Below are 20,668 nucleotides of genomic sequence, written 5' to 3' on the forward strand. Positions count from 1 at the left end.
CGGCGCCGCAGCGGCGGGCGCGGGCTGGGCCGCCGGCGGCTCGGCCGCGGGTTGCTGGGGTGCAGGGGTGGCGGCAGGCTCGCTGTCGCCGGTGGTGCGGCTCGACAGCCCCAGCCGGTGGACCTTGCCGATCACCGCGTTGCGGGTGACCGAGCCAAGCTCCTTGGCGATCTGCGAGGCCGATTTCCCCTCGGCCCACATCTTCTTGAGCAGTTCGACGCGTTCGTCGGTCCAGGACATTCGGTAGGCTCCGCAAGAATGATGACGGCACAATTACCCGGATCGGAGACTTCCGCCGGGGGGCTGGCCATCGTTGTTCCCTATTCTATCTGGCAGCGGGTGAGATACAAGCGGGTGCGGGCAAGAACAAGGGCCGTGGGCAAGGCCATGCCACCCAATCCCGCCCAAGCCCCCTTTCGCCCCGTCACCGGGTTCCGCGAACAAGAATGGAGTTAACCATGGACCAGACCGCGCAGCACGCCGGCACTTCCACCCCAGCCGAGCGCATCACCGCCGTGCGCGAGATGGGCGCGCGCCGTTTCGGGCGCACCAACTGGCGCGGTTGCGCCGCGCTGGCCAAGCGCGAGTCGCAGCGCTTTCTTGCGATCTGGCAGCAGACCATCGCTGCACCGCTGGTCACCGCGGGGCTGTTCATCGGTGTCTTCTCGCTGGCGATGGCGGGGCGGCCGCCGGTGATGGGTGTGCCGTTTCTGCATTTCCTCGTCCCCGGGATCCTGATGATGTCGGTGATCCAGAACGCGTTCGGCAATACCTCGTCCTCGTTGGTAGGCGCGAAAGTGATGGGCAATATCGTCGACACGCTGATGCCGCCGCTTTCGCCCGGTGAACTGGTCGCGGGCTATCTGGCAGGCGGCGTTGCGCGCGGCGTGGTGGTGGCGCTGGTGATCGTGATGGGCGCGGGTCTGGCGCTGGGGGTGTGGCCCGCGCATCCGCTCTGGCTGCTGGTCTTCGTGGTGATCGGCGGCGTGCTTCTGGGCGCGCTGGGGATCGTCGCGGGCGTTCTGGCCAACAAGTTCGACCAGATCGCGGCGATGACAAACTTCGTCGTCACGCCGCTCTCTTTCCTGTCGGGCACCTTCTATTCGGTCGAGGCGATGCCGCCAGCGATGGCGATGCTGAGCCATCTCAACCCGTTCTTCTACCTGATCGACGGGGCGCGCTATGGCTATCTGGGCACGTCTGACAGCAGCGTCTGGCTGGGACTGGGGGTCACGGTGTTCGCCACTACGGCGCTGGTTCTGTTGTCGTGGAGCTGGTTCAAACGCGGCTACCGGCTGAAGCCCTGAGCGCTTCGCTAACAGGCAAGATCACCGGCAAGATCGGGGGGCAGGCAACGGACAGGCCCGCCCTTTCCGTCTGTGACAAATCGCTGCATTCCCTAGACCCGAGCCCCCCGGACGTCATATAGCGGAACAAGCCAACCGCGTGGCCTCAAGGCCCCGCAAAGCCGGAGGACCCCGATGAAACACACTCTGATCCTTGCCGCTGCCGCGCTGATGTCGCTGGGCGCAAGCGCCGCCTTCGCCGATGACCACGCCACCGCCGCCAGCGGTGACCCGGAAGCCGGTGAAGCGCTGTGGCGCGGCTGCCGCAGCTGCCACTCGATCGTTGCCGATGACGGCACCGTCATCCAGCGCGGCGGGCGCACCGGCCCGAACCTGTACGGCGTCGCCGGTCGCCAGCCCGGCACGCAGGCCGATTTCGGTCGCTACAGCGAGTTGATGACCAGCTTCGGCGAAACCGGCGTCGTCTGGGACGAAGAGCATTTCGTCGAATATGTCGCGAACCCGGTCGATTACCTGATGCATCACGGCGGCGAAGGCAGCCGTCGCGGCACGATGTCCTTCCGTCTGGCCAACGGCGCGGAAGATATGTGGGCCTATCTGGTCAGCGTCGGCCCCGAAGGCGAAGGCGACAGCGAGTAAGCGCCGCCGCGCTGTGCCCTGGCAATCCCGACGCCCCGCCCCACCGGCGGGGCGTTTGCGTTACAGCGGCCCCGGATCGCGCAGCGCGTGATGGCGCAACGCCGCCATCCGCGCGAATTTCAGCGTCAGCGCCTTGCGCCGGGCGCCGGCAAGCGGGGTCTCACCCGGCATTGTGACGATCTCGCCACCATAATCATCGGCGACGATCAGACCCGCCCCGTCGCCGACCGGCAGGATCTCGGACGGGAAATCGGGCGGCACCGCCCAGAAAAACCGGTCGCACCATTCCAGATAGCCCTGCCATTTGCGGTCCGACTGGTAATCTGCGCGGCTCGATTTGCACTCGACCACCCAGATCTCGCCTTTCGGTCCCAGCGCCATGACGTCGACGCGCAGACCCGGCTTCGGCACCACCTCTTCAAGGCAGGCGAAATCGTGGCTGCGCAGCAGGCGACTGACGCCGCGCGCGATCCTTTGGCCGGGCATGAGCAGATCATCGGGCATGCGGTTAGAATAAACCATGAACAACTTACGTCCAAGCCCATAAACTCCGGTCGTACGGACAAGAATATCAAGCACTTGCGCACCCGGGGTGCCGTTGACTTGTCGCGCCCGGCAGAGGATCCGGAAGCGGTGCAAACTGAAGCAATCCGGGGATCGCGCGATGCTGACTGACAGTCTGGTTCGTTCGGGACACTTCCTGTTCCGCTGGCGCAGCTACGTCCTGCTGATCTTCGCGCCGTTGTTCTTCCTTGCGGCCGCGCAAGGGGAGAGTATCGAGACGCAATACGGCCCGTGGGCGGGCGAAACGCTTGAATGGCTCGCCATTGCCTTGGTCGTGCTGGGCGAAACCATCCGCATCGCCACGGTGGGCTTCGTGCCCGTGGGCACGTCGGGGCGCAATACCGACAAGGGCCAGATCGCCACGCGGCTGAACACGACCGGGTTGTATTCGGTGACCCGCAATCCGCTCTATCTGGGCAATTGCCTGATGTATCTGGGCGTGGCGCTGTTCACCCAGCATCTGGCGCTGACCGCGCTGCTGGGCCTCACGCTGGCGCTGTATTACGAGCGCATCATCGCCGCCGAGGAAGACTTCCTGTCCGGGGAATTCGGCGCGCCCTATCGCGACTGGGTGGCGGTGACGCCGGCCTTCTGGCCGCGCCTGTCGCGCTGGGAAGCCCCTGATATGGCGTTTTCGCTGCGCACGGTGATCCGGCGCGAACATGTCTCGATCCTCGGCGGAGTCCTGGCGCTGTATCTGGTCGAGCTGGGCCTGCACCGGCTGCCCGAAACCGCCGACGTGATGGACGCGGGATGGCACTGGGTCGCCGGGGCCGTTTTGGCGCTGGCTGTGGCTGCCAACCTTGCCAAGCGCGCGGGTGTGCTGCGGGTCGCCGGACGCTGACACTGGCGGCTGACAATCGCTGAGGGCGCCCCTTGAAGCAGCGCCTGCCCGGCCCTAGATTGTGCAGCGGCGGGTTCTGCTCTTCTCGTGGACGGCACTTTTCCAGTGGCCGATAAGCATTTCCGAGGGGGCTGGCTCTGTCGGGGTCCTGGCCTCGATATCTGGCTCCCACCTGATAACTCAGGCTCTCGGGAATTTTCGCCTGATACGGTCGCTGCGGGCCCGCCACTTTTCCCTCTTTGCTGACGAAGAATCCCCGCCTCGGCTTTCGGGGCGCCCCGCCCTGCCCGGTAGCGTGCGGGTCAGCGCCCGGTTGTCACGCGCAGGGGAATCGGTTGGGCGTGACGAACGCTTTGACGATGGCCACCCTTGGGCCCCTGATCGTCCTTATCCGCCATCCGCATGATCGAGATGGCGAATTGCACGCCCGCAAAAACGAGGCCGTTAAAGAAGAAAAGCAGGAAAGCCGCGATATAGCCGCCCTGCGTCGATGCCATCAGGCCGCGCAGATTGGCAACGTTGAAGCCGATGAGCAGCCCCACGAACACGGCGGACAGGCCGAAACCGATGGCGACCTGCCGGATATACAGCCGCACGAGCTTGGGCAGGCCGGTTTCGGGCGCGGGATCGGGCATCATGGTCATGGCGAAGATCTCCTTGCCCTTTAGAATAGGCGTCCGCGCGCGGAAATCCAGCGTGGCGGCTTGTCACGGGCCACGGCAGGCGCGGCCCGCGGGATCAGAGGCGGGACGAAGCGCTAAAGGCTCTCGTCGGGGCCAAGAATCTGGCTGGCGGCCGTGGCGATGATGGCAAGCGCCAGCGCGCGCAGGGCCGAGTCGCTTTGCGGCTGCGGCTGGGTTTCGAGCCGGTCGAGCCGGTCGATCAGCGCCGTGAGATCGCGCTGTGCCTCGGGATCCTGCAGGCGCGCCATGGCCTCGGCGGCGCTGGTGCGGGCGGCGTCGATCTGCGGCGCGAGCGTCGCGATCTCGGCCCGCAGGCCAAGACGCAGATCCTGCGTCAGGCCGCGCAATTGCCAGACCAGAAGCACACCCAGCAGCAGGATCAGCGCGACCAGCATCAGCGTGGCGTTGAGCAGCGCCGCACCGAGTTTGCGCCACGGGCCCGGCCCTGTCTCAGACGGCATTGGGCAGCGCCTTGCCGTCCTTGAAGGCGACCGCGTTGGCCACCGCCATCAGCCCCATCTCGGTCCGCACCTCGAGCGCGGCAGTGCCCAGATGCGGCAGCAGCACGACATTGTCGAGCGCGCGCAGGGCCTCGGGAACCTTGGGTTCGAATTCGTAGACATCGAGCCCGGCACCGCCGATCCGACGCTCTTGCAGGGCGGCGATCAGGGCGGCTTCCTCGACGATGTCGCCGCGCGCGATATTGACCAGATGCGCGTGGGGCTGCATCGCCGACAGCGCGGTTGCGTCAATCAGGTGATGCGTCTGCGGCGAGGCGGGCACGGCCACGACCACGACATCCGCCTGCCCCATCAGCGCGTGCAGATCCGCGACCGGCCGGGCGCCGGGAAGATCCGGCAAGTCCTTGGGCGAGCGGGTGAAATAGGCCACCTGCATGCCGAAGCCATGCATCGCGCGCTTGGCGATTGCCTGCCCGATCCGGCCCATGCCGACGACGCCCAGCACCTTGCCCGACAGATGCAGACCCAGCATCTGCGTCGGGTGCCAGCCCTCCCACTGACCGGCGCGCACCAGACGTTCGCCCTCGCCCGCGCGGCGGGCACTCATCAGCATGAGCGTCAGGGCGATATCGGCGGTGGCATCGGTCACAGCACCGGGGGTGTTGGTGACGGCAATGCCTGCGGCGCGCGCGGCATCGACCTCGATATGGTTATAGCCCACGCCGAAATTCGCGAGCAACCTGGCGCGTGGGTTGGGCACCGCGTCGAACACAGGGGCCTTGAACAGATCGCCCAGTGTCGGCAGCACGATGTCGTAATCGCGCAGCGCCGCGACCATCTCGTCTTGCGACAGCGGCGCGTTCGTCTCGCGCATCGTCACGTCGAAACCGGCGCGCGCGGCCTCGGCCACGGGATCGGGCATGGGCCGGGATACGAAGAGCTTCATCAGCACATCCTCGCGCCGTTGGGAACCGCGCGTTCCGGGCCGATCACCACCACATCATTGCCCGTGTCGTGAAGGCCCAGAACCAGCACCTCGGACATGAAGGGGCCGATCTGGCGCGGCGGGAAATTCACCACGCCCAGCACCTGACGTCCGATCAGATCCTCTTTGCCGTAATGCGCGGTGATCTGCGCCGACGAGCGCTTCACGCCGATCTCGGGGCCGAAATCCACCGTCAGTTTCCACGCGGGCTTGCGGGCCTGCGGAAAGTCCTCGACCTCGGTGATGGTTCCGGCGCGGATATCGACCTTCATGAAATCATCGAAACTGATCGTCATTGTCCAAGCTCCTTCGAGCGTTCCGCCGCGGCGGCGACCGCGCGCTGCATGAGGGGCGGCAGGCCGTGGTCTTCGTCCATCAGCACGCCCAGAGCAGCAGCGGTGGTGCCACCCGGCGAGGTTACGTTGATGCGCAGCTGTGCCGCGCTCTCATCCGATTGATGCGCCAGCTCGCCTGCTCCGCAGACGGTCGCCCGCGCCAGCTGCATCGCCATGTCGGCGGGAAGGCCCTGCGCAGCCCCGGCGGCGGCGAGCGCTTCGATCATGTGGAAGACATAGGCCGGGCCCGACCCTGACACGGCGGTGACCGCGTCCATCTGTGCCTCGGTTTCAAGCGTCACGGTTTCACCGACCGCTGCCATCAGCTCGCGCGCCAGCGAAAGCTGCGGGTAATGCACCTGATCGTTGCCGATGAGCGCGCTGATCCCCCGGCCCACGGCGGCGGGCGTGTTGGGCATCACGCGCACGACCCGGCTGCCCGCGCCCAGTGCGCCCTCGATCGCCCTGAGCGAGGTGCCTGCCGCGATTGAGATGAACAGCGTGTCCGACCCGCCCAGCGCCTGCAGCGCGGGCAGCGCCTCGCCCATCATCTGCGGCTTGACGGCCAGCAGCGCCACGGCGGGGGTTTCGGGCAGGCCCGCATTCAGATTGACGCCCGTGGCCTGCAGCCAGTCCGACGGCTTGGGTTCCAGCACCCAGATCGCGCTGGGGGGCAGCCCAGTGGCCAGCCAGCCTTCGAGCAGCGCCGAGCCCATCTTGCCGCAGCCCAGAAGCACCATGCCGCGCGCGGCGATATCGTCCATATTCATCGTGAAATTCCCGTGGTCTGGCCCTCGTCCCCGCGCACCCTAACCGTCCCTTGGGGGCGCGAAAAGCCCTCAACCGCCGGTTAACTCGGCGCCCAGCACCCGGTCCCAGTCGCCCTGCGCCCGGCGCATCTCGGCCAGAAGCCAGTCGCGAAAGCGCCGCACGGCGGGCTTGCGCGCGGATTGCGCGGTGGTGACGAACCAGAAGGCCTGTCCGCTGGCCACCCGCATGGGAAAAGGCGCGGCCAAGGTCCCGCGCGCCACGGCATCGGCAGCGACCGTTTCCCAGCCCATGAAAAGCCCCTGCCCCGTCATCGCCGCATCAAGGCACAGAGCCGCATCGCCATAGGTCGGCCCCGGTTGCAGCCCGTCAGCCTGTCTTCCCTGCGCGGCGAGCCATGTCTGCCAGCCCGACAGCGCGTCGTTTTCGCGGATCACCGGCAGACGGAACAGATCGTCGAGCGTGTCGATCCGCTCGGCCAGAGCCGGGGCGCAGACCGGGAACAGGCCCTGATCGACAAGGTGAATCGCCTCGACGCCAGCGCCCGGTTCGGTCGCCACGCGGATCGCCGCATCGACACCCGCCGCGTCCAGATCGATCCGCGCGACCTTGGGGTCGAGCCGCAGGTCGATCTCGGGATGTGCGTCGGCAAAGGCGTGCAGGCGCCAGATCAGCCAGCGGCTGGCAAAGACCGGCGCCACGGACAGCGTCAGAACCCCCGGCTCGCTGCCCCTGAGCGCGCCCGCAGCGGCATCGAGCCCGGCCATATGCCGGGTCAGACGCGGCAGGATCTCGGCCAAGGCCTCGGTCGGGGTCAGGCCATCGGGGTGGCGCGAAAAGAGGGGGCGACCCAGCGCCTCTTCGGCCTTGCGCAGACGTTGACTTAGCGCGCCGGGGGTCACACCCAGCTCGGCGGCGGCGGCGGTCAGGCTGCCAGCGCGCCCGGCGGCTTCGATCACGCGCAAAGCAGAAAGCGGAAGGACATTCAGGTGGCGCATTCAGGAAACCTAAAAGCCGCCGCTCGATTCGTCAATTTTTCAACGCACAGGGTTCAGGCAAGCTGACATCAGTCACAGGAGAACCCGATGTTCGGAAAACCCCGCTTTCACCCGCACCGCCAATGGTTTCGCGATCCGCTCAGCCATCCCGACATCGCCCGGATGAGCGAGCGCGAACGCGCGGACCTGCCATGGGAGCCGTCGCGTATCTGCCCCGAACCACAGCCGATCCCGGCGTCCAAAACGCCCGGCGCGGCTTGTCAGGCGCGGCCGTAAGCCTTGGTGATCGCCAATTTCAGCGCGTCCTCGGGCGCGCGGTCGGCCCAGGCGACAAGCTGAAAGGCTGGATAGAAGCGTTCGCAGGCATTGACCGCGCATTGGATCATCTGGTCGATCTGCTCGCTCGACGCGATCTGCCCGCCCGTCAGCATCAGTCCGTAGCGCCAGACCATCAGGTTCTGCTCGTCCCAATGGGTGAAGCCGCCCGACCAGACAAGGTCGTTGGCGCGGTTGATCACCTCGTAGAAGGCGGGCATGCGGGCGGCGGGCGGATCCATTTCGAAAGTGCAGATCAGCCTCAGCGTTTCGTCGCCGGGTTGCCACGCAAGGCTCAGGGAATAGCTGCGCCACTGCCCCTCGACCGCCATGGCAATCTGGTCATCGCCCACGCGGTCGAATTCCCACGCGCGATGTTCGGCCAATGTCTCGACGATGTCGATCGGGTGGATCTCATCGACAAGCTGCTCGTGCTCGGACAGAGTCATGTCCTGCTCTTTCCTGTTATAGCCCCAACAGGCGCCTGGCCCCCTAGGATTGCGAGACCCGGCAAGGTGCGGCGGTCTATCGCCACCGTCATTACAAGATATGGTGGTTAAATTCGGGAGTTGTGTAAAGGACCTTTGCCCGGCATTGCACGAGGAAATGCCGGGTTTTTCCGAAATAGATGTGGATAAGTGATCACTTAGGCGGGAGTGATCGCCTCGACGCCGCTCAATGCCGCCAGATCGGCCCATTCGGTAAGATAGCCCGCATCCAGCGCGTCGAGCCGCTGGCGAATCCATTCGGGCAGCGCCTGCGCCGGATCAGGCGGACTGGCCCGGCCAAAGCGGCGCGCAAATGCCGCGCAGAGCCTGCGCAACTGTCCGGCGCTTTTGGCGGCATGATCCGGGCGGGCGATGTAGCGCTCAAGCCGCAGCCTTGCCTCGGCGCTCAGATCGGCGGCCGCAAGGTCCAGAAGGCCCACGGGCGGCAGGGCCGCATCGGGACCCACCAGATCGCCCAGCACCTGCGGCCAGACGTGTGGCAGGTCTTCATGCCGCCAGACGCGCAACCGCGCCTGTGGCAGATGGTGGCGGATGGTCATCGCCAGCCGCGCCCATGGCAGCGTATCGTCCGACAGGATCGGCACGCAGGCTTCCTGCCCTGCCGGATCCGGGGGCAGCAGCGCGGGCAGCACGCGCGACGGCGCGCCCACCGCCATGAGCAGCGTGAGTTCGGCGGTCGGAAACAGCGTGCGCAGCGCGAAGAGCCGCCGCGCGACATCGCGGACATAGAACCCGTCAGCAGCAAGCGCGTCGCAGACCGAGCCCAGAAGCCCCGGCGCGCTGACAATCACCCGCCCCGTGTCCCCGTCCGCGCCAAGCGCCTGAAACAGCGCCGCCTCGCGCGTGACGGGATCTTCGTCGCGCCCGAGATCCAGCGCCTCTGACAGCCGGTCCAGAAAAAGCCGGGGCGGCGGTGCAAGAATGCCCGCCGCCCCCAGACTTGTTTCGTTGCGCGCGATCCACTGCGCGATCGCGCCGCTGTCGGTGCCATGCGCCCCGATGTGAAGGGCCAGCTTCATGCTGCGGGCGACACGGTTACAGCCCGCTCATGATCCCGCGCACGGACGCGAGCGCAGCACGGGTTTCATCGGTCGACAGCTCGTTATTGAGCCGGGTGAATTCCTCGAGCGCCTGCTGCGGCTGGTCGTTGTTGAGATAGGAATACCCCCGCAGCATCGCCAGATCGCGGCGCAGGTTGCCCGCAAGGGCCTGCAACGCGTTGAAATACGAAATCGCCTGCCCGTATTCACGCTGCAGATAGGCCCGCACGCCGCGCTGGTCGAGGATCGTGGTCTCGACCTCGAGCCGCTGGGTCTGCGTGAGGTTGGTCGACGCGGCAAGGCGCGCGGCCTCTTCGGTCATGTTGAGGTTGAGATAGGCCAGCATCATGCCGAACCGCGAATCCCGGGGTACATCGCTGCCCAGCGACCCGCCGCGTTGCGCTACGGCGGTAAAGCCCGCCAGCGCTTCGCCCGTGCGGTCGAGGTTATAGGCACACCACGCGCGCTCATAAAGCACGTCGAGCGAGCGCGGCGTGGCGGATTCGGCCAGACAGGCGCCCCAGTTTCCCTGTTCTTTCAAAGCGCGCACGCGCGACGCGCGGCCATCGCCCCGCAGCGGCAGGCGCGTCACCGGGATGCCCGCATTCGCCACCGGCGCGTTGGTGCTGGGCGCAGGCGCACGCGGCGCTGCAGCCGCTGCCGCCGTCGAGGTCGAAGCGCTGCCCGAGCTCGATGTGGACGAACGCCGCGCGGCGCTGCCGCCCCGTCCGGCGCGCAGACGCTCCTCAAGCTGATCGAGCGTCGCGCTGTTCGATGGCGCGGTCTGGCGCGCGACGGCGAAAAGCTGAAGCATCTCGTCCCAGCTCGCGACCTCGTTGGCCTTTTCCAGCGTCGAAACCGCATCCGCCGAGCGCGAGCACGAGCCCAGCACGCCGCGATAGGTCGTCACCGCGTTACTGTCCTGATCGGCATTGGCGTAAAGCTCGGCCAGCCGCCACGCATTGTTGATCCGGTCGCAGCGCATCAGCGCCGGTACCCGGCGCACCGCGGCGATGGCGCCGTTCAGGTCGCGCGCGGAATAGGCCGCGTCGAACGCCACCTGCTGCTCGCCCGTTTCCATCACGCGCAGCATCTCGGCATCGGGCGTCCACGAGGGCACCCGCGCCCGCGCCGCGTCGATCAGCGCCCGCGCGCCCGCGTAATCCTGACGTTCAAGCCGCGCCCAGATCGGCTGCACATCGACCGAGGCTGTCGTGGTCTGCCCCACCGCGCGCAGATCGGCCACGTCCGTGGGCGGCGTCCATTGCGGGAATTGCGCGCGCAGGCGGCGCATTTCGGCCTGAACCGCGCGCTGGTCGTTATGGTCGAGGTAATAGATCAGCGCGCGCAGATCGTCGGCACCCGGCACGCTCTGGGCGAGACCGGGGGCGGGAAAGGCGGCGCTCAGCGCAAGGGCCATGGCGGCGCAGGCGACCAGCGGGCGCAGACGCAGCCAGAAGCTCGGGCGGGGGGCGGGAAGGGTCAGATCGGCACGCATTCGGGGCTCACCTGGTTTGCGGCGATCATCGCGAACATCTGCAACGTCGCCGGGTAATACGGTTGGGACGGGTCGAACGGGGGCATGTCCGATCCGACGGCGCCGGTATCCCCGGCGCAGGAAACGAGCGCGGCCAGCGCGCGGTAGCCCGGATCGTTCGACGCTTCAAGCACGGTGCCCGACAGCGGATCGATACGGGTGGGCACCGGCACACCGGGCTGCACGGTACGGTCGTAGACGCGCATCATCTGCGTCACCGCCGGGTGCCGGTTGAGCCCCGACCACACAAGGTAAAGCGGCACACGCATCGCCTCGTAGCCCGCATCAGTCGAGAAACCCTCGGCCGGTGCGATACCGCTTTCGGTCATCTGCACCCAGTCGGGCACGGGACCCGAGGCGGCAAGACGGCTCAGCAGCGCCTCGGCATGTTGCGCGGTCTGCGCCAGTTCGACCACGCCGGTGGCCGAGGCGACTTCGCGCATGGCGAGCGGCATGATGTAGCTGGGATTGAAGACCACACGGTCTTCATGCACGAAGCCCTGCGCCGCCGGCAAAAAGACGGTGCCGCCCGCGCTGTCCATGGCGGGCGCGATACAGGTCTCGGCCAGCGCCCGCGCGACTTGCTGGGCGCGCACCAGATAGCGGCGGTCGTCGAAACGGGCCGCAGCCCGCACCAATCCCCACGCATAGAACAGGTCGCCGTCCGAGGCGTTGTTGAGATCGGGCACATGGACCGTCTCGTCAGGCAGGTAGCGCCATGCCAGAAGACCGTCCCCGCGCACGGCAAGGTTCGCCTCGCTCCACTGCACGATGCGGTTGAACGCCTCCTGATCTTCGAATTCGGTCGCCAGAAGCGCGCCGTAGCCCTGCCCTTCGGAATGGCTGGCTTCGCGTTGCAGCGTATCGACCACCCGGCCATCGGGTTGCAAATACGCGGTTTTCCACGCGTCCCAGACCGGCGCGGCGGTTTGCGACAGATCGCCCGTCGTCAGATAGCCCTGCGCCCCGGCCGAACCGCCCGAGGCCGCAAGGACCGGCATCGCGCCGAGAAGCGTCATGAAATCGCGTCGGTTCATACTCAGTGTTCCCGTGTTGCGATGACCAGTCTAAGCGCGAAAAGTGCCGAGACGAGGGCAAGGAAAAACAGCCCGGCAACGTAGCGGATCGGCATCGCCGAGACGATGTTGCCGACGACGTGGCGGATATTGCCCAAAGACAGGCTCTCGAGCAGGACGGGCTGGCGATCCGGCGCGACCCAGCTTTGCCAGTTGCCGCTCCGGTCAAGGACCGAGACCTGCCCGCGCGGGCCTTCGGCATTGGTGCGCGCGGCCACGAAGGCCGAGGCGATGGCGCTGACATCGCTGTCGGGCGCCCGCACCATCCAAAGCTGGTTCGGGCGCGCCGGATCGAGCTGGATCAGGATCGCCTGAGCGTCCTGCTCTTCCAGCCAGTTCTGCAGACGCAGGCCCGAGCGCGGTTGCAGCCAGTCCAGCGCACGCCAGAAGCCCTGTTGCAGCCATTCCCATCCCCGCGACAGCAGCGCGGTGTTCTGCTCGCTCTGATCACGGAACCGCAAGAGCGCGTGTTCCGGCTCGGTCTGCGGCGCGAAATTGGTGGCGACGGCATCATGCATCAGGGCCGCGTCAATTGCCTGACGGTTCAGCTGATAGCCGCCCATCGGCACCGTGCCCAGATCGTCGAGTGCCAGAAGGTGAAGCTGCGTGTTAAGCGCTGCTGCTTCCGGGCGGGCACCGGCGGTCAGGGCCGCGCGCAGCGTCACCACGTCATCGGCATCAAAAGCGCGCTGCGACATGTCGTTGGTGACGACGCTCGTGGGTGTCAGGCCGGCAAAGGCGATCTGCATGTCGGGCAGATACATCGACGGGCTGAACGGCACGGTCAGGGTCGAAGCCTGCCCGATACCCAGAATGGGCGTGTCGTTGAAGGCGCAGGGCATGTCTGCGGGATTGCCCGGGATCAGCACTTCGAAGCTGAGCGTGTTGATACCCGCGCGCAGGAACCGCGCTTCGAAACGGACCGGGAACTGCTCGATCAGCTCGCCGCCGCCGCGCCACAGCGGAAGCAGGCGCACATTGGTGTCGTTGATATGCAGCAGCAGTTCCGAGCCTTCGGGCAGGTTCGGCACGAAAATGTAATCGAGCGCGATCTCGGCCTTCAGGTTGGTCAGCACGACGTAATCGTCGGGCAGCCGGAAGCGCGTGTCGATGCGGGTGTAATGGTCATAGACCTCGGTCGTCTCGAACCCGAAATCCGAGAACGGCACAGGCGTCTGGGTGGCGATCAGCGTGGGCTGGGCCTGTTCGGCCAGACGCGGCAGAACGGTATCGAAGACCGGCAGCGCGCGCGGCCGTTCGCCGGGCACGAATTCCACCACCATCACATGCGCCCCGTCCCCCGCGATGCGGAAGGTCACGCGGTTGGCGGCGGACGGCAGGAAGGTAATGCGCGCGGCCGAGCGCGCGGCGCCCTGCACGCTCCAGTATTCAGAGAAACGAAACGGGATCGGGTCGCCGCCCAAAGCCCCGCTGATGCGCTGGGTGATGTCCGAAACCCACGCCTCGCGTTGCTCGCCAAGACCGGCGGCGCCCCGGATCTCGATCCCCGCGCCGGTCGCGGCGGCGGCGGCGAGCCCCATCATGAAGCCTTCCTGCCCCGAAATCCCCTCGGCCGAGGCCAGCACAGCGCCCGAATTGGCCAGATCGATATCCGACCACAGCGCGAACGAGGCTTCGGGCCCGCAATAGATCCGGTGATATTGAACCAGTTCGATGCGCACATCGTTCTGGCCGGGCATGACGCTTGCCTCACCCAGCGGAAAGTCGATGGTGCCGAAGCCGGTGAAGTTCTCAAGCTGCCCCTCGCCCACCATCGTGCCGTTCACATAGACGCGGTAATGCGAGCGCTCGGGCAGGACGTTGATCGACGACATGGTCGAGACCCGGATCGCGCGGACCTGATCGGGTTGGGGGATGAACAGCGCGAAATCCAGCGTGCGGCGCTCGCCGTCGAAACGGATCGCGCTGCCTGCCGGACGACCGCGCGCGGCGACAGGGCGAAGCGGGCTGACCACCGAGGGATCAAAGGCCAGATCCTCGACGAAATTCCCGCGATGGCGTTCGGCTTCCACGCGGTCCGAATTCAGCCGGTCGATTTCGGCATCCGAGATCACCGGGCTGCCATCCTCGGCCAGCGGAAGCGGGATGAAACCGTTATCCTGCGCGTGAAGAGGAAGGGTTCCAAGAGCGAGCACCAGTCCGGCTGCGCCCATCAGGCTGCGAAAGCTGGCCATCAGTAGCCCTCCCCGTGCCGATTGGGGCCGCCGGCAAGATGCGGGTCCTGTCCCGTTGTGTTCTGTGCCAGAGCCGCCTGCAGAAGCGAGATCGGCCGTTCGCCCGCGGGCGGATCGAAGGTCTCGCCAAAGGCCATGGCCTGGATCGGCTTGCGGGTGACGGCGACATCCTCGTTCTCGCGCGCCTTGGCACGGGCCAGCCGCGCGGGTTCCGCCGCAAGCGCGCGCGTCGTCGCGTAGATCCCGCCGAAAGACAGCTTGAGCACGTAATACATGCCGCGCAGCAGACCCATCTTCTTGTGACGGCTGGCGCGGATCGTCTCCCACGAGGCGCTGTCGCCGAAGATCATGTGAGCGATCGACTCGCGCACGCGCATCGGCTGGCTGGGATCGAACTTGACGCCCAGTGCGACGCTGTCGCCTTCGCGAGTGACCGACATGACCTGCACACGGATCGCGTTTTCCAGATGCGGCGATTTCGGGAATTCGGGGGTGAAGTAGAATGTGTCGGTGACGCGCGGGATTTCCGGGGAGACGCCCTCGGCATTGGGCTTGTTGCGCACGATCATACGGCACCCCGAGGTCGAGGCATCGACCACCGTCGCGCCCAGGAAAACCGGGTTCTCGGTGCCGAAGGCAACCATGGCGGGCACGTTGACCGGCACACGGGGCACCGCGCGGCGCTGCTGACGCTCGGCAATCGACCGCAGGGCGGCGCCGACCAGCAGGAAGTTGTAGATCGCCCAGCCGCCCACGACCATGATGATATTGTGGTCGCCCGGGAACATCACCCAGCGCACCGCCGCCGCGACAACCCCCAGCAGCGTCAGCGTGAAGATGAACACCATGGGCTTGTAGATCGGCGAGACGAAATCCTCGATCAGGACCTCGTCCTTGGCAGTCACGTTGAACTTCGCGCCGCGCGGGTTCCAGAAGGTCTTGAAGATCGCCGCCGCCAGATAGGGCGCCTGCGCGGTCTCGTAGATTTCAGAGATCAGCGGCCAGCGAACGCGCCCGTAAAGCGCGTTCTGGATCATGAAGTTCACCGCCATGTAGCTGGTCATGTAGACCGCGACTTCCTCGATCGTGGCGACGAAGATCTGCAGGCCGAAGAACAGGTACATCAGCGGCGCGATGATGAAGGTCATGCGCACCAGCGGGAACAGCCAGAACGTCATCGAATTCAGGTAGCACAGCTTTTGCGTGATGCTGAGGCCGCGGAATTTCAGCGGGTTCTTCAGGATCAGAAGCTGCATCATGCCGGTCGCCCAGCGGCCACGCTGTTCGATGAAGGACACGTAGGTTTCGGGCTGCAGACCGGCGATCATCGCGTGATCGACATAGATCGACTTCCAGCCGCGCGCGTGGATACCCAGCGCGGTCTCGGCATCCTCGGTGATCGTATCGCCGGCGAAACCGCCCGCCTCGTCCAGCGCCTTGCGGCGCAACAGCGCCGCCGAACCGCAGAAGAACGCCCCGCCCCAGCGGTCGAGCCCTCGGTGGGACAGGTGATAGAACATCTCGTTCTCGGGCGGGCAATCGGCGGCGAACCCCACATTCCGGTCGATGGGATCGGGGTTGAGAAAGAAGTGCGGCGTCTGCACGAGGAACAGCTTCGGATCCTCGACGAAATACCCCACCGTGCGCGCAAGAAAGTCGCGGGCGGGAACGTGGTCGGCGTCGAACACCACAACAAGGTCGCCGTCGAGCTTTTCAAGCGCCGCCGACATGTTGCCGGCCTTGGCGTGCACGTTCTTTTCGCGGGTCGAGTACATCACGCCCAGCTCGTTGCACAGTGCGATCAGGTCACGGCGGCGCTTGCGCGCCTTCTCGGCCAGTTCGGGATCGTCGCTGTTGCAGCGCTGGTCGGTGCCGCCGTCATCGCACAGCACAACCGTGCGCTTGTGGTCGGGGTAATGCATGTTCTTCGCCGCCGAGAGCGTCACCGCCAGCATCTCGGTGGGTTCGTTGTAGGACGGCACAAGGATATCGACGGTGGGCAGGTCGGCAGCAGCCACGCGCGGCGGCAGCGAGCGCTTGACCGGGTCCGCGGTCATGAAGGCCGACAGGAAGAATACGCCGATGGCGTAGGTTTCCACGATGAACAGCACCAGCGCGGGAACAAACGACACAACGTCGCTCACCGGCGGCAGCGTCTCGGTCGCGCGCCACGCCCAGTAGCGCAGCACCAGCGTCGAGGCGATGGCCATCATCGTGAAGCGCGCGACCATATTTTCCGAGGCGACGGGCTTGAGCATCGCCACGGCAATGAATGCCGCGATTCCCAAAGTCGCCTGAACCTGAATCGAGGTCGGAACGCTGACGAGCCCCGCAACCAACGCCAAAAGACCGAACCAGAACAAGAGGTTGGTACGGTCTTTCAACGAAAGTTTTCGTGTTCCGATCATTCTACTCATAATAAGATCCCTGCTGCACCGCGTACTCGTTAACCAGGAAAAATGTCCTTAATAGGTCAGCTCCGCGGCGCAGCATGGGGCGAAAGTGTGTAAACCGTGCCCTGAGCGCCGCCCACGGCCAGCGCGCGGTCACTCATCGGCGACAGGGCCTCTTCGACGCCGCCATTGACGCAATTGCGCATCACCACGTCCAGCGCCTGCGTGCCCCTTGGCAGCGGGCGCGCGCCCACGCCGATCCGGCGCAGGACCAGCACGCAGACCGCGCTCGGCCCGGCGCTTTCCGTGGCGTAGACGTAAGACCCCATCGAGTCGCTGCCCGAGGTCAGGCTCGATTCCGTCAGCCGCTCGAAAGGTGAGGGAAGGCCGCCGAACCGGGTCGAGATCTCGTCGAAATCCAGCCGCGTCAGCTCGGCGCTGCTGGCGGTCTGGGCGCGCACCAGAAGCACGTTGTCGCCGCGCACGGCGGTGTTGTTGGGCAGGACGATCCGCTGCTCCACCGCCGACCCCAGATTGCGCTCAAGCACGACCAGCGCCTGCGGGGCGTTGACCATTGCGCGGGACGGATCGACCACCGCGTATTGCACGGTGCTTTCGAGTGTCTCCATCCCCGGATTGCGGTCCGAGTTGAAGAACCGGTAAATGCCGCCCGCCGCCGCGTCGCCCGATTGCTGCGCGCAGCCCGCCAGCACGGCCAGCCCGGCCAGAGCGCCCAGCAGCGATGCGCGGGACCGCCCACGCTCGCCAGAAAACGCCGCACGACGAAGCGGGGCTTTCGCCCGAGAAATATCGATCATAATGCCTGCTCTGCCATTTGTGCGAAGCACGGACGGCCACGCACCCGACGACACCGCCTTCAGGGGCCGTCGTTGCCCGCGCGGCGCTTCTGCATCGCCGTCACGGATCGCGTTTCTGCCTGTGCCTCGGTTTTTTCTTTTGTGTTCAAGAGTAATAAATTGAGGCAAATCGCGCAATGCACTTTATCCCCAGCCCCACTCTGCGCCCGAAACGCGACATTCGCGCCACGCGCGAGTCCATAATTTGCGCCGCCAGCCGGATCCGGGGGCAGACCTTGTGCGCCAAACGGGCAGGTTGTGTTTGCCTGCGTCCGTTCTAACGCCGGAGCGCGGCAAAAAAGTCACGCAAGAGCTGCGCGGCCTCGCCCTCGGCGATGCCGTCATAGATCTCAGGCGCGTGGTGGCATTGGGGATGGGTAAACACGCGCGGCGCCTGTGCCACGCCGCCCGATTTGGGGTCCGACGCGCCGTAATACAGCCGGGCGATGCGCGCGAAACCGATGGCCGCTGCGCACATCGGACAGGGCTCCAGCGTCACCCACAGCGCATGATCGGGCAGCCGCTCGCCACCATGGGCCGCGCAGGCGCCGCGCAGGGCGAGAATTTCGGCATGGGCGGTCGGGTCACTCAACTCACGCGTGCGATTTCCGGCCTGCGCCACGATCGTGCCGTCGGGCGCCGTGATGACCGCGCCCACCGGCACCTCGCCGCGCGCGGCGGCGGCGCGGGCCTCGTCCAGCGCGACCTGCATCGGTGAGAAAAAGCCGGGCTTCATGGTCGGGAATACCGAGCCTTCATTGACATGACGCGCATGACGCGGTTGATGGGGTCTGGATGCCCGTTGAGGCGCAGCAACGCAAGAGGGCACGCCCCTCGCCCCCTTTCAGCCCCATACTGCAGGCTCGCCCCGGAAGGCCAGATGACCAAACCGCCCCACAAATCCCAAGCGACCGATCGGCCCGACACCAAGGCCCCGGCCAAGCCCGCCGAATCCCGCACCGGTGACCGCACGGGTGACCGCATCGCCAAGGTGCTGGCGCGTTCGGGCGTGGCCTCGCGCCGCGCGGCCGAGGCGATCATTGCCGAGGGCCGCGTGACGGTGAATGGCGAGCGTATCGACAGCCCCGCGCTGAACGTCACGCCGCGCGACAAGATCGCCGTCGACGGCAAGCCGCTGGGCGCCAAGGAACCCACGCGCGTCTGGCTTTATCACAAGCCCCTCGGGCTTGTGACAAGCGAGCGCGACGAAAAGGGCCGCACCACGGTTTTCGACAGCCTGCCCGAAGAGATGCCGCGCGTGATGTCGGTCGGGCGGCTCGACCTCAATTCCGAGGGGCTGCTGCTGCTCACGAATGACGGCGAGCTGAAACGCCGCCTCGAACTGCCCTCGACCGGATGGCTGCGCAAGTACCGCGTGCGCGTGAACGGCACGCCGACCGAAGCGATGCTCGCGCCGCTCAAACAGGGAATCAGCATCGACGGCGAACGGTTCCAGCCGATGCTGGTGACGATCGACCGTCAGCAGGGCGCGAATGCGTGGCTGACGATCGGTATCCGCGAAGGCCGCAACCGCGAAATCCGCCGCGCGATGGAATCCGTGGGGCTCAGCGTCAACCGCCTGATCCGCGTCAGCTACGGGCCGTTCCAGCTGGGAAATCTGGAACAGGGCGCAGTCGAGGAACTGCGCCCCCGCGTGCTGCGCGATCAGCTGGGCCTGTCGGCGGATGAAATCCCCTCGGGCCGTGCCGCGCCCCCTGCCCCGCCCGCCGGGAAAGTCGCTGGAAAACCCGCGACCGGAAAACCCGCGACTGGCAAGCCTGGCACCGCCAAACCGCCGCGCAAAGCCGCCGATGGCAAGCCCGAGCGCCGGTCCTGGGGATCGAAATCGCATGGCGGCGCGCGCAGCGACGAAGATCTGGAGACCCGCAAGCCGCGCTCGTGGGGCAGCAAATCGGCGCGCGGCGCCAGCGATACCAAAGGCGGCCCACGGGTCAGCAAGGACTCGCCCATGGGCGGAACGCCCCGCCCCGGCCCCAAGCGTTAGGACGCCTTCGGTTCTTCCATTTCGCGCCTGTCGTGTCTTATAGTTTCGCAAATCGCCTCTATATCGGGGCGAGACCACAGGAAGCCCTCCCGCCGAAACACCGCGCGGCGCTGCGGCATGGATGAGACGGGGACCACGACGTGACCGCAACCGGCCTTCAGAAAACCGCTTACGCGCTGCTTGTCGCGCTGATCGTGTATTCATGGATCGTGGGGGGCTGAGAGATGGCACGACGCTTTGGCGGCCCCAACAGCCCCGGCGGTGATCCTCGCCCCGTCACGGACCGCGCGCAGCCGTCACGCTCACGCTCGGTCCGCAGAAGGGTGATGCCTGCGGGCGCGCGGGTAAACCTGCTGTTCGTTCTGCCGTTCCTGTGGGCCTTCAGCGCCTTTTTCCGCGATCCCGCCGGAATGGCGCAGCATCTGGGCGTCTTCGCCCTGCTGATGCTGGCCGCATGGCTGACCCGCGAAGGGGTGATCGCGCAGGATGCCTACGATTCCCGCAAGGTCGCCCGCCGCCCCGCGATTCCGCGCAAGATCTTCGGCTCGGTCATCACCGGGCTGGGCCTTGCGCTGGCCGGGCTGGGCAGTGGCTTCGGGCTTGCAACACCGATCATTCTGGGCGTGCTGGGCGCGGGGCTGCATCTGGCCTCGTTCGGTCCCGACCCGCTGAGTGACAAGGGTATGGAGGGGATCGACGAATTCCAGACCGACCGCGTCGCCCGGGCCGTCGAGGGCGCCGAGGCCTATCTGCGCGCGATGTCCGACGCGATGCTGCGCGCGCGCGACCGCAAGCTTCAGGACCGGCTGAATTCGTTCCAGATCCACGTCCGCGAGCTTCTGCGCGCGGTCGAGGACGATCCGCAGAACCTGACATCGGCCCGGCGCTATCTGAGCGTCTACCTGCAGGGTGCGCGCGACGCGACCGTCAAGTTCGTCGATCTCTACGAGCGCAACCGCGACGAGACCGCGCGCGAAGATTACGTGGCGCTGCTCGACGATCTGGAACAGAATTTCATGCTGCGTACCGAGACGCTTCGCGATTCCGACCGTCAAGAACTCGATATCGAGATCGACGTGTTACGCGAGCGGCTTGAACGCGAAGGGGTTCGCCCGGCGATCCCTGCCACTCCGACACGCTGATATTTTCAAACCGTC

The 20,668-nt window shown here is 66.4% G+C and carries 22 protein-coding genes and 1 other RNA gene; 7 read left to right on the plus strand and 16 right to left on the minus strand.

The window, feature by feature from the left end; genetic code table 11:
- Positions 1–240, minus strand: a 240-nt coding sequence (locus tag JI664_RS00005; RefSeq protein WP_286173708.1) for a GcrA family cell cycle regulator, incomplete at its 3' end; no start/stop codon positions are given.
- 284 nt (positions 241–524) lie between these two features.
- Here JI664_RS00005 and JI664_RS00010 point away from each other — a divergent pair.
- Positions 525–1,307: an ABC transporter permease gene (locus tag JI664_RS00010; RefSeq protein WP_207012073.1), complete on the plus strand. Its 783-nt coding sequence runs from the start codon at positions 525–527 to the stop codon at positions 1,305–1,307.
- 174 nt (positions 1,308–1,481) lie between these two features.
- On the plus strand, positions 1,482–1,946 hold the full coding sequence (locus tag JI664_RS00015) for a cytochrome C (protein ID WP_286173709.1): 465 nt from the start codon (positions 1,482–1,484) through the stop codon (positions 1,944–1,946).
- A 60-nt stretch (positions 1,947–2,006) separates the two neighbouring features.
- Here JI664_RS00015 and JI664_RS00020 read toward each other — a convergent pair whose 3' ends face one another.
- Entirely contained in the window at positions 2,007–2,450 is a 444-nt protein-coding gene (locus tag JI664_RS00020; RefSeq protein WP_207012075.1) for an MmcB family DNA repair protein, read from the minus strand.
- A gap of 160 nt (positions 2,451–2,610) precedes the next feature.
- Here JI664_RS00020 and JI664_RS00025 point away from each other — a divergent pair, with 160 nt between their 5' ends.
- Positions 2,611–3,354, plus strand: coding sequence for a methyltransferase family protein (locus JI664_RS00025; RefSeq protein WP_207011666.1), 744 nt, complete (start codon positions 2,611–2,613; stop codon positions 3,352–3,354).
- A 70-nt stretch (positions 3,355–3,424) separates the two neighbouring features.
- Positions 3,425–3,581: non-coding RNA, 6S RNA (ssrS, locus tag JI664_RS24295), on the plus strand.
- A gap of 75 nt (positions 3,582–3,656) precedes the next feature.
- Here ssrS and JI664_RS00030 read toward each other — a convergent pair.
- The 6 genes from JI664_RS00030 to JI664_RS00055 all read right to left on the minus strand — a co-directional run bounded on the left by JI664_RS00030 (position 3,657) and on the right by JI664_RS00055 (position 7,584).
- Positions 3,657–3,998 carry a hypothetical protein gene (locus tag JI664_RS00030; RefSeq protein WP_414707696.1) on the minus strand — a complete coding sequence of 114 codons (342 nt, stop codon included), beginning with the start codon at positions 3,996–3,998 and terminating at the stop codon, positions 3,657–3,659.
- Positions 3,999–4,111: 113 nt separating this feature from the next.
- Entirely contained in the window at positions 4,112–4,498 is a 387-nt protein-coding gene (locus tag JI664_RS00035; RefSeq protein ID WP_207011667.1) for a hypothetical protein, read from the minus strand.
- Positions 4,488–5,444, minus strand: a complete 957-nt coding sequence (locus tag JI664_RS00040) for a 2-hydroxyacid dehydrogenase (RefSeq protein ID WP_207011668.1) — start codon at positions 5,442–5,444, stop codon at positions 4,488–4,490. Before JI664_RS00040 ends, JI664_RS00035 begins: the two co-directional genes overlap by 11 nt.
- Complete coding sequence (locus JI664_RS00045) at positions 5,444–5,779, minus strand: tRNA-binding protein (protein ID WP_207011669.1); 336 nt, start codon at positions 5,777–5,779, stop codon at positions 5,444–5,446. The genes JI664_RS00040 and JI664_RS00045 overlap by 1 nt, the downstream gene beginning before the upstream one ends.
- Positions 5,776–6,588 carry a pyrroline-5-carboxylate reductase gene (gene proC, locus JI664_RS00050; RefSeq protein WP_207011670.1) on the minus strand — a complete coding sequence of 271 codons (813 nt, stop codon included), beginning with the start codon at positions 6,586–6,588 and terminating at the stop codon, positions 5,776–5,778. The genes JI664_RS00045 and proC overlap by 4 nt, the downstream gene beginning before the upstream one ends.
- Positions 6,589–6,657: 69 nt before the next feature.
- The gene (locus JI664_RS00055) at positions 6,658–7,584 is read right to left on the minus strand and encodes a LysR substrate-binding domain-containing protein (protein ID WP_207011671.1); all 927 of its coding nucleotides are present in this window, start codon (positions 7,582–7,584) and stop codon (positions 6,658–6,660) included.
- Between the two features lie 87 nt (positions 7,585–7,671).
- On the opposite strand from JI664_RS00055, the gene JI664_RS00060 reads away from it, so the two are divergent.
- Positions 7,672–7,860: a hypothetical protein gene (locus JI664_RS00060; RefSeq protein ID WP_207012111.1), complete on the plus strand. Its 189-nt coding sequence runs from the start codon at positions 7,672–7,674 to the stop codon at positions 7,858–7,860.
- Here the strand turns inward: JI664_RS00060 and JI664_RS00065 are convergent.
- From JI664_RS00065 to JI664_RS00100, 8 genes are all read right to left on the minus strand, one after another.
- On the minus strand, positions 7,845–8,348 hold the full coding sequence (locus JI664_RS00065; protein WP_207011672.1) for a YbjN domain-containing protein: 504 nt from the start codon (positions 8,346–8,348) through the stop codon (positions 7,845–7,847). The two genes, JI664_RS00060 and JI664_RS00065, sit on opposite strands and share 16 nt — an antisense overlap.
- A gap of 197 nt (positions 8,349–8,545) precedes the next feature.
- Complete coding sequence (locus JI664_RS00070) at positions 8,546–9,427, minus strand: hypothetical protein (protein ID WP_207011673.1); 882 nt, start codon at positions 9,425–9,427, stop codon at positions 8,546–8,548.
- A 16-nt stretch (positions 9,428–9,443) separates the two neighbouring features.
- On the minus strand, positions 9,444–10,946 hold the full coding sequence (locus tag JI664_RS00075) for a hypothetical protein (RefSeq protein WP_207011674.1): 1,503 nt from the start codon (positions 10,944–10,946) through the stop codon (positions 9,444–9,446).
- Entirely contained in the window at positions 10,931–12,022 is a 1,092-nt protein-coding gene (locus JI664_RS00080) for a glycosyl hydrolase family 8 (RefSeq protein ID WP_286173710.1), read from the minus strand. Before JI664_RS00080 ends, JI664_RS00075 begins: the two co-directional genes overlap by 16 nt.
- Before the next feature lie 2 nt (positions 12,023–12,024).
- A complete protein-coding gene (locus tag JI664_RS00085) occupies positions 12,025–14,256 on the minus strand; it encodes a cellulose biosynthesis cyclic di-GMP-binding regulatory protein BcsB (protein ID WP_207011675.1) in 2,232 nt (743 codons plus the stop codon).
- Positions 14,256–16,640, minus strand: a complete 2,385-nt coding sequence (gene bcsA, locus JI664_RS00090; RefSeq protein ID WP_286173711.1) for a UDP-forming cellulose synthase catalytic subunit — start codon at positions 16,638–16,640, stop codon at positions 14,256–14,258. Before bcsA ends, JI664_RS00085 begins: the two co-directional genes overlap by 1 nt.
- An 89-nt stretch (positions 16,641–16,729) precedes the next feature.
- Positions 16,730–17,467 (minus strand): cellulose biosynthesis protein BcsN, encoded by a 738-nt coding sequence (bcsN, locus tag JI664_RS00095; protein WP_207011676.1) that lies wholly within the window; start codon positions 17,465–17,467, stop codon positions 16,730–16,732.
- Positions 17,468–17,783: 316 nt separating this feature from the next.
- A complete protein-coding gene (locus tag JI664_RS00100; protein WP_286173712.1) occupies positions 17,784–18,242 on the minus strand; it encodes a nucleoside deaminase in 459 nt (152 codons plus the stop codon).
- A gap of 144 nt (positions 18,243–18,386) precedes the next feature.
- On the opposite strand from JI664_RS00100, the gene JI664_RS00105 reads away from it, so the two are divergent.
- Both JI664_RS00105 and JI664_RS00110 read left to right on the plus strand, forming a co-directional pair.
- Positions 18,387–19,511 carry a pseudouridine synthase gene (locus JI664_RS00105; protein ID WP_207011677.1) on the plus strand — a complete coding sequence of 375 codons (1,125 nt, stop codon included), beginning with the start codon at positions 18,387–18,389 and terminating at the stop codon, positions 19,509–19,511.
- A gap of 326 nt (positions 19,512–19,837) precedes the next feature.
- Positions 19,838–20,653, plus strand: a complete 816-nt coding sequence (locus JI664_RS00110) for a 5-bromo-4-chloroindolyl phosphate hydrolysis family protein (RefSeq protein WP_349768663.1) — start codon at positions 19,838–19,840, stop codon at positions 20,651–20,653.
- Positions 20,654–20,668 lie beyond the last annotated feature (15 nt).

It is taken from the genome of Rhodobacter sp. NTK016B, from assembly GCF_017303295.1.
Taxonomy (GTDB): Bacteria; Pseudomonadota; Alphaproteobacteria; order Rhodobacterales; family Rhodobacteraceae; genus Pararhodobacter.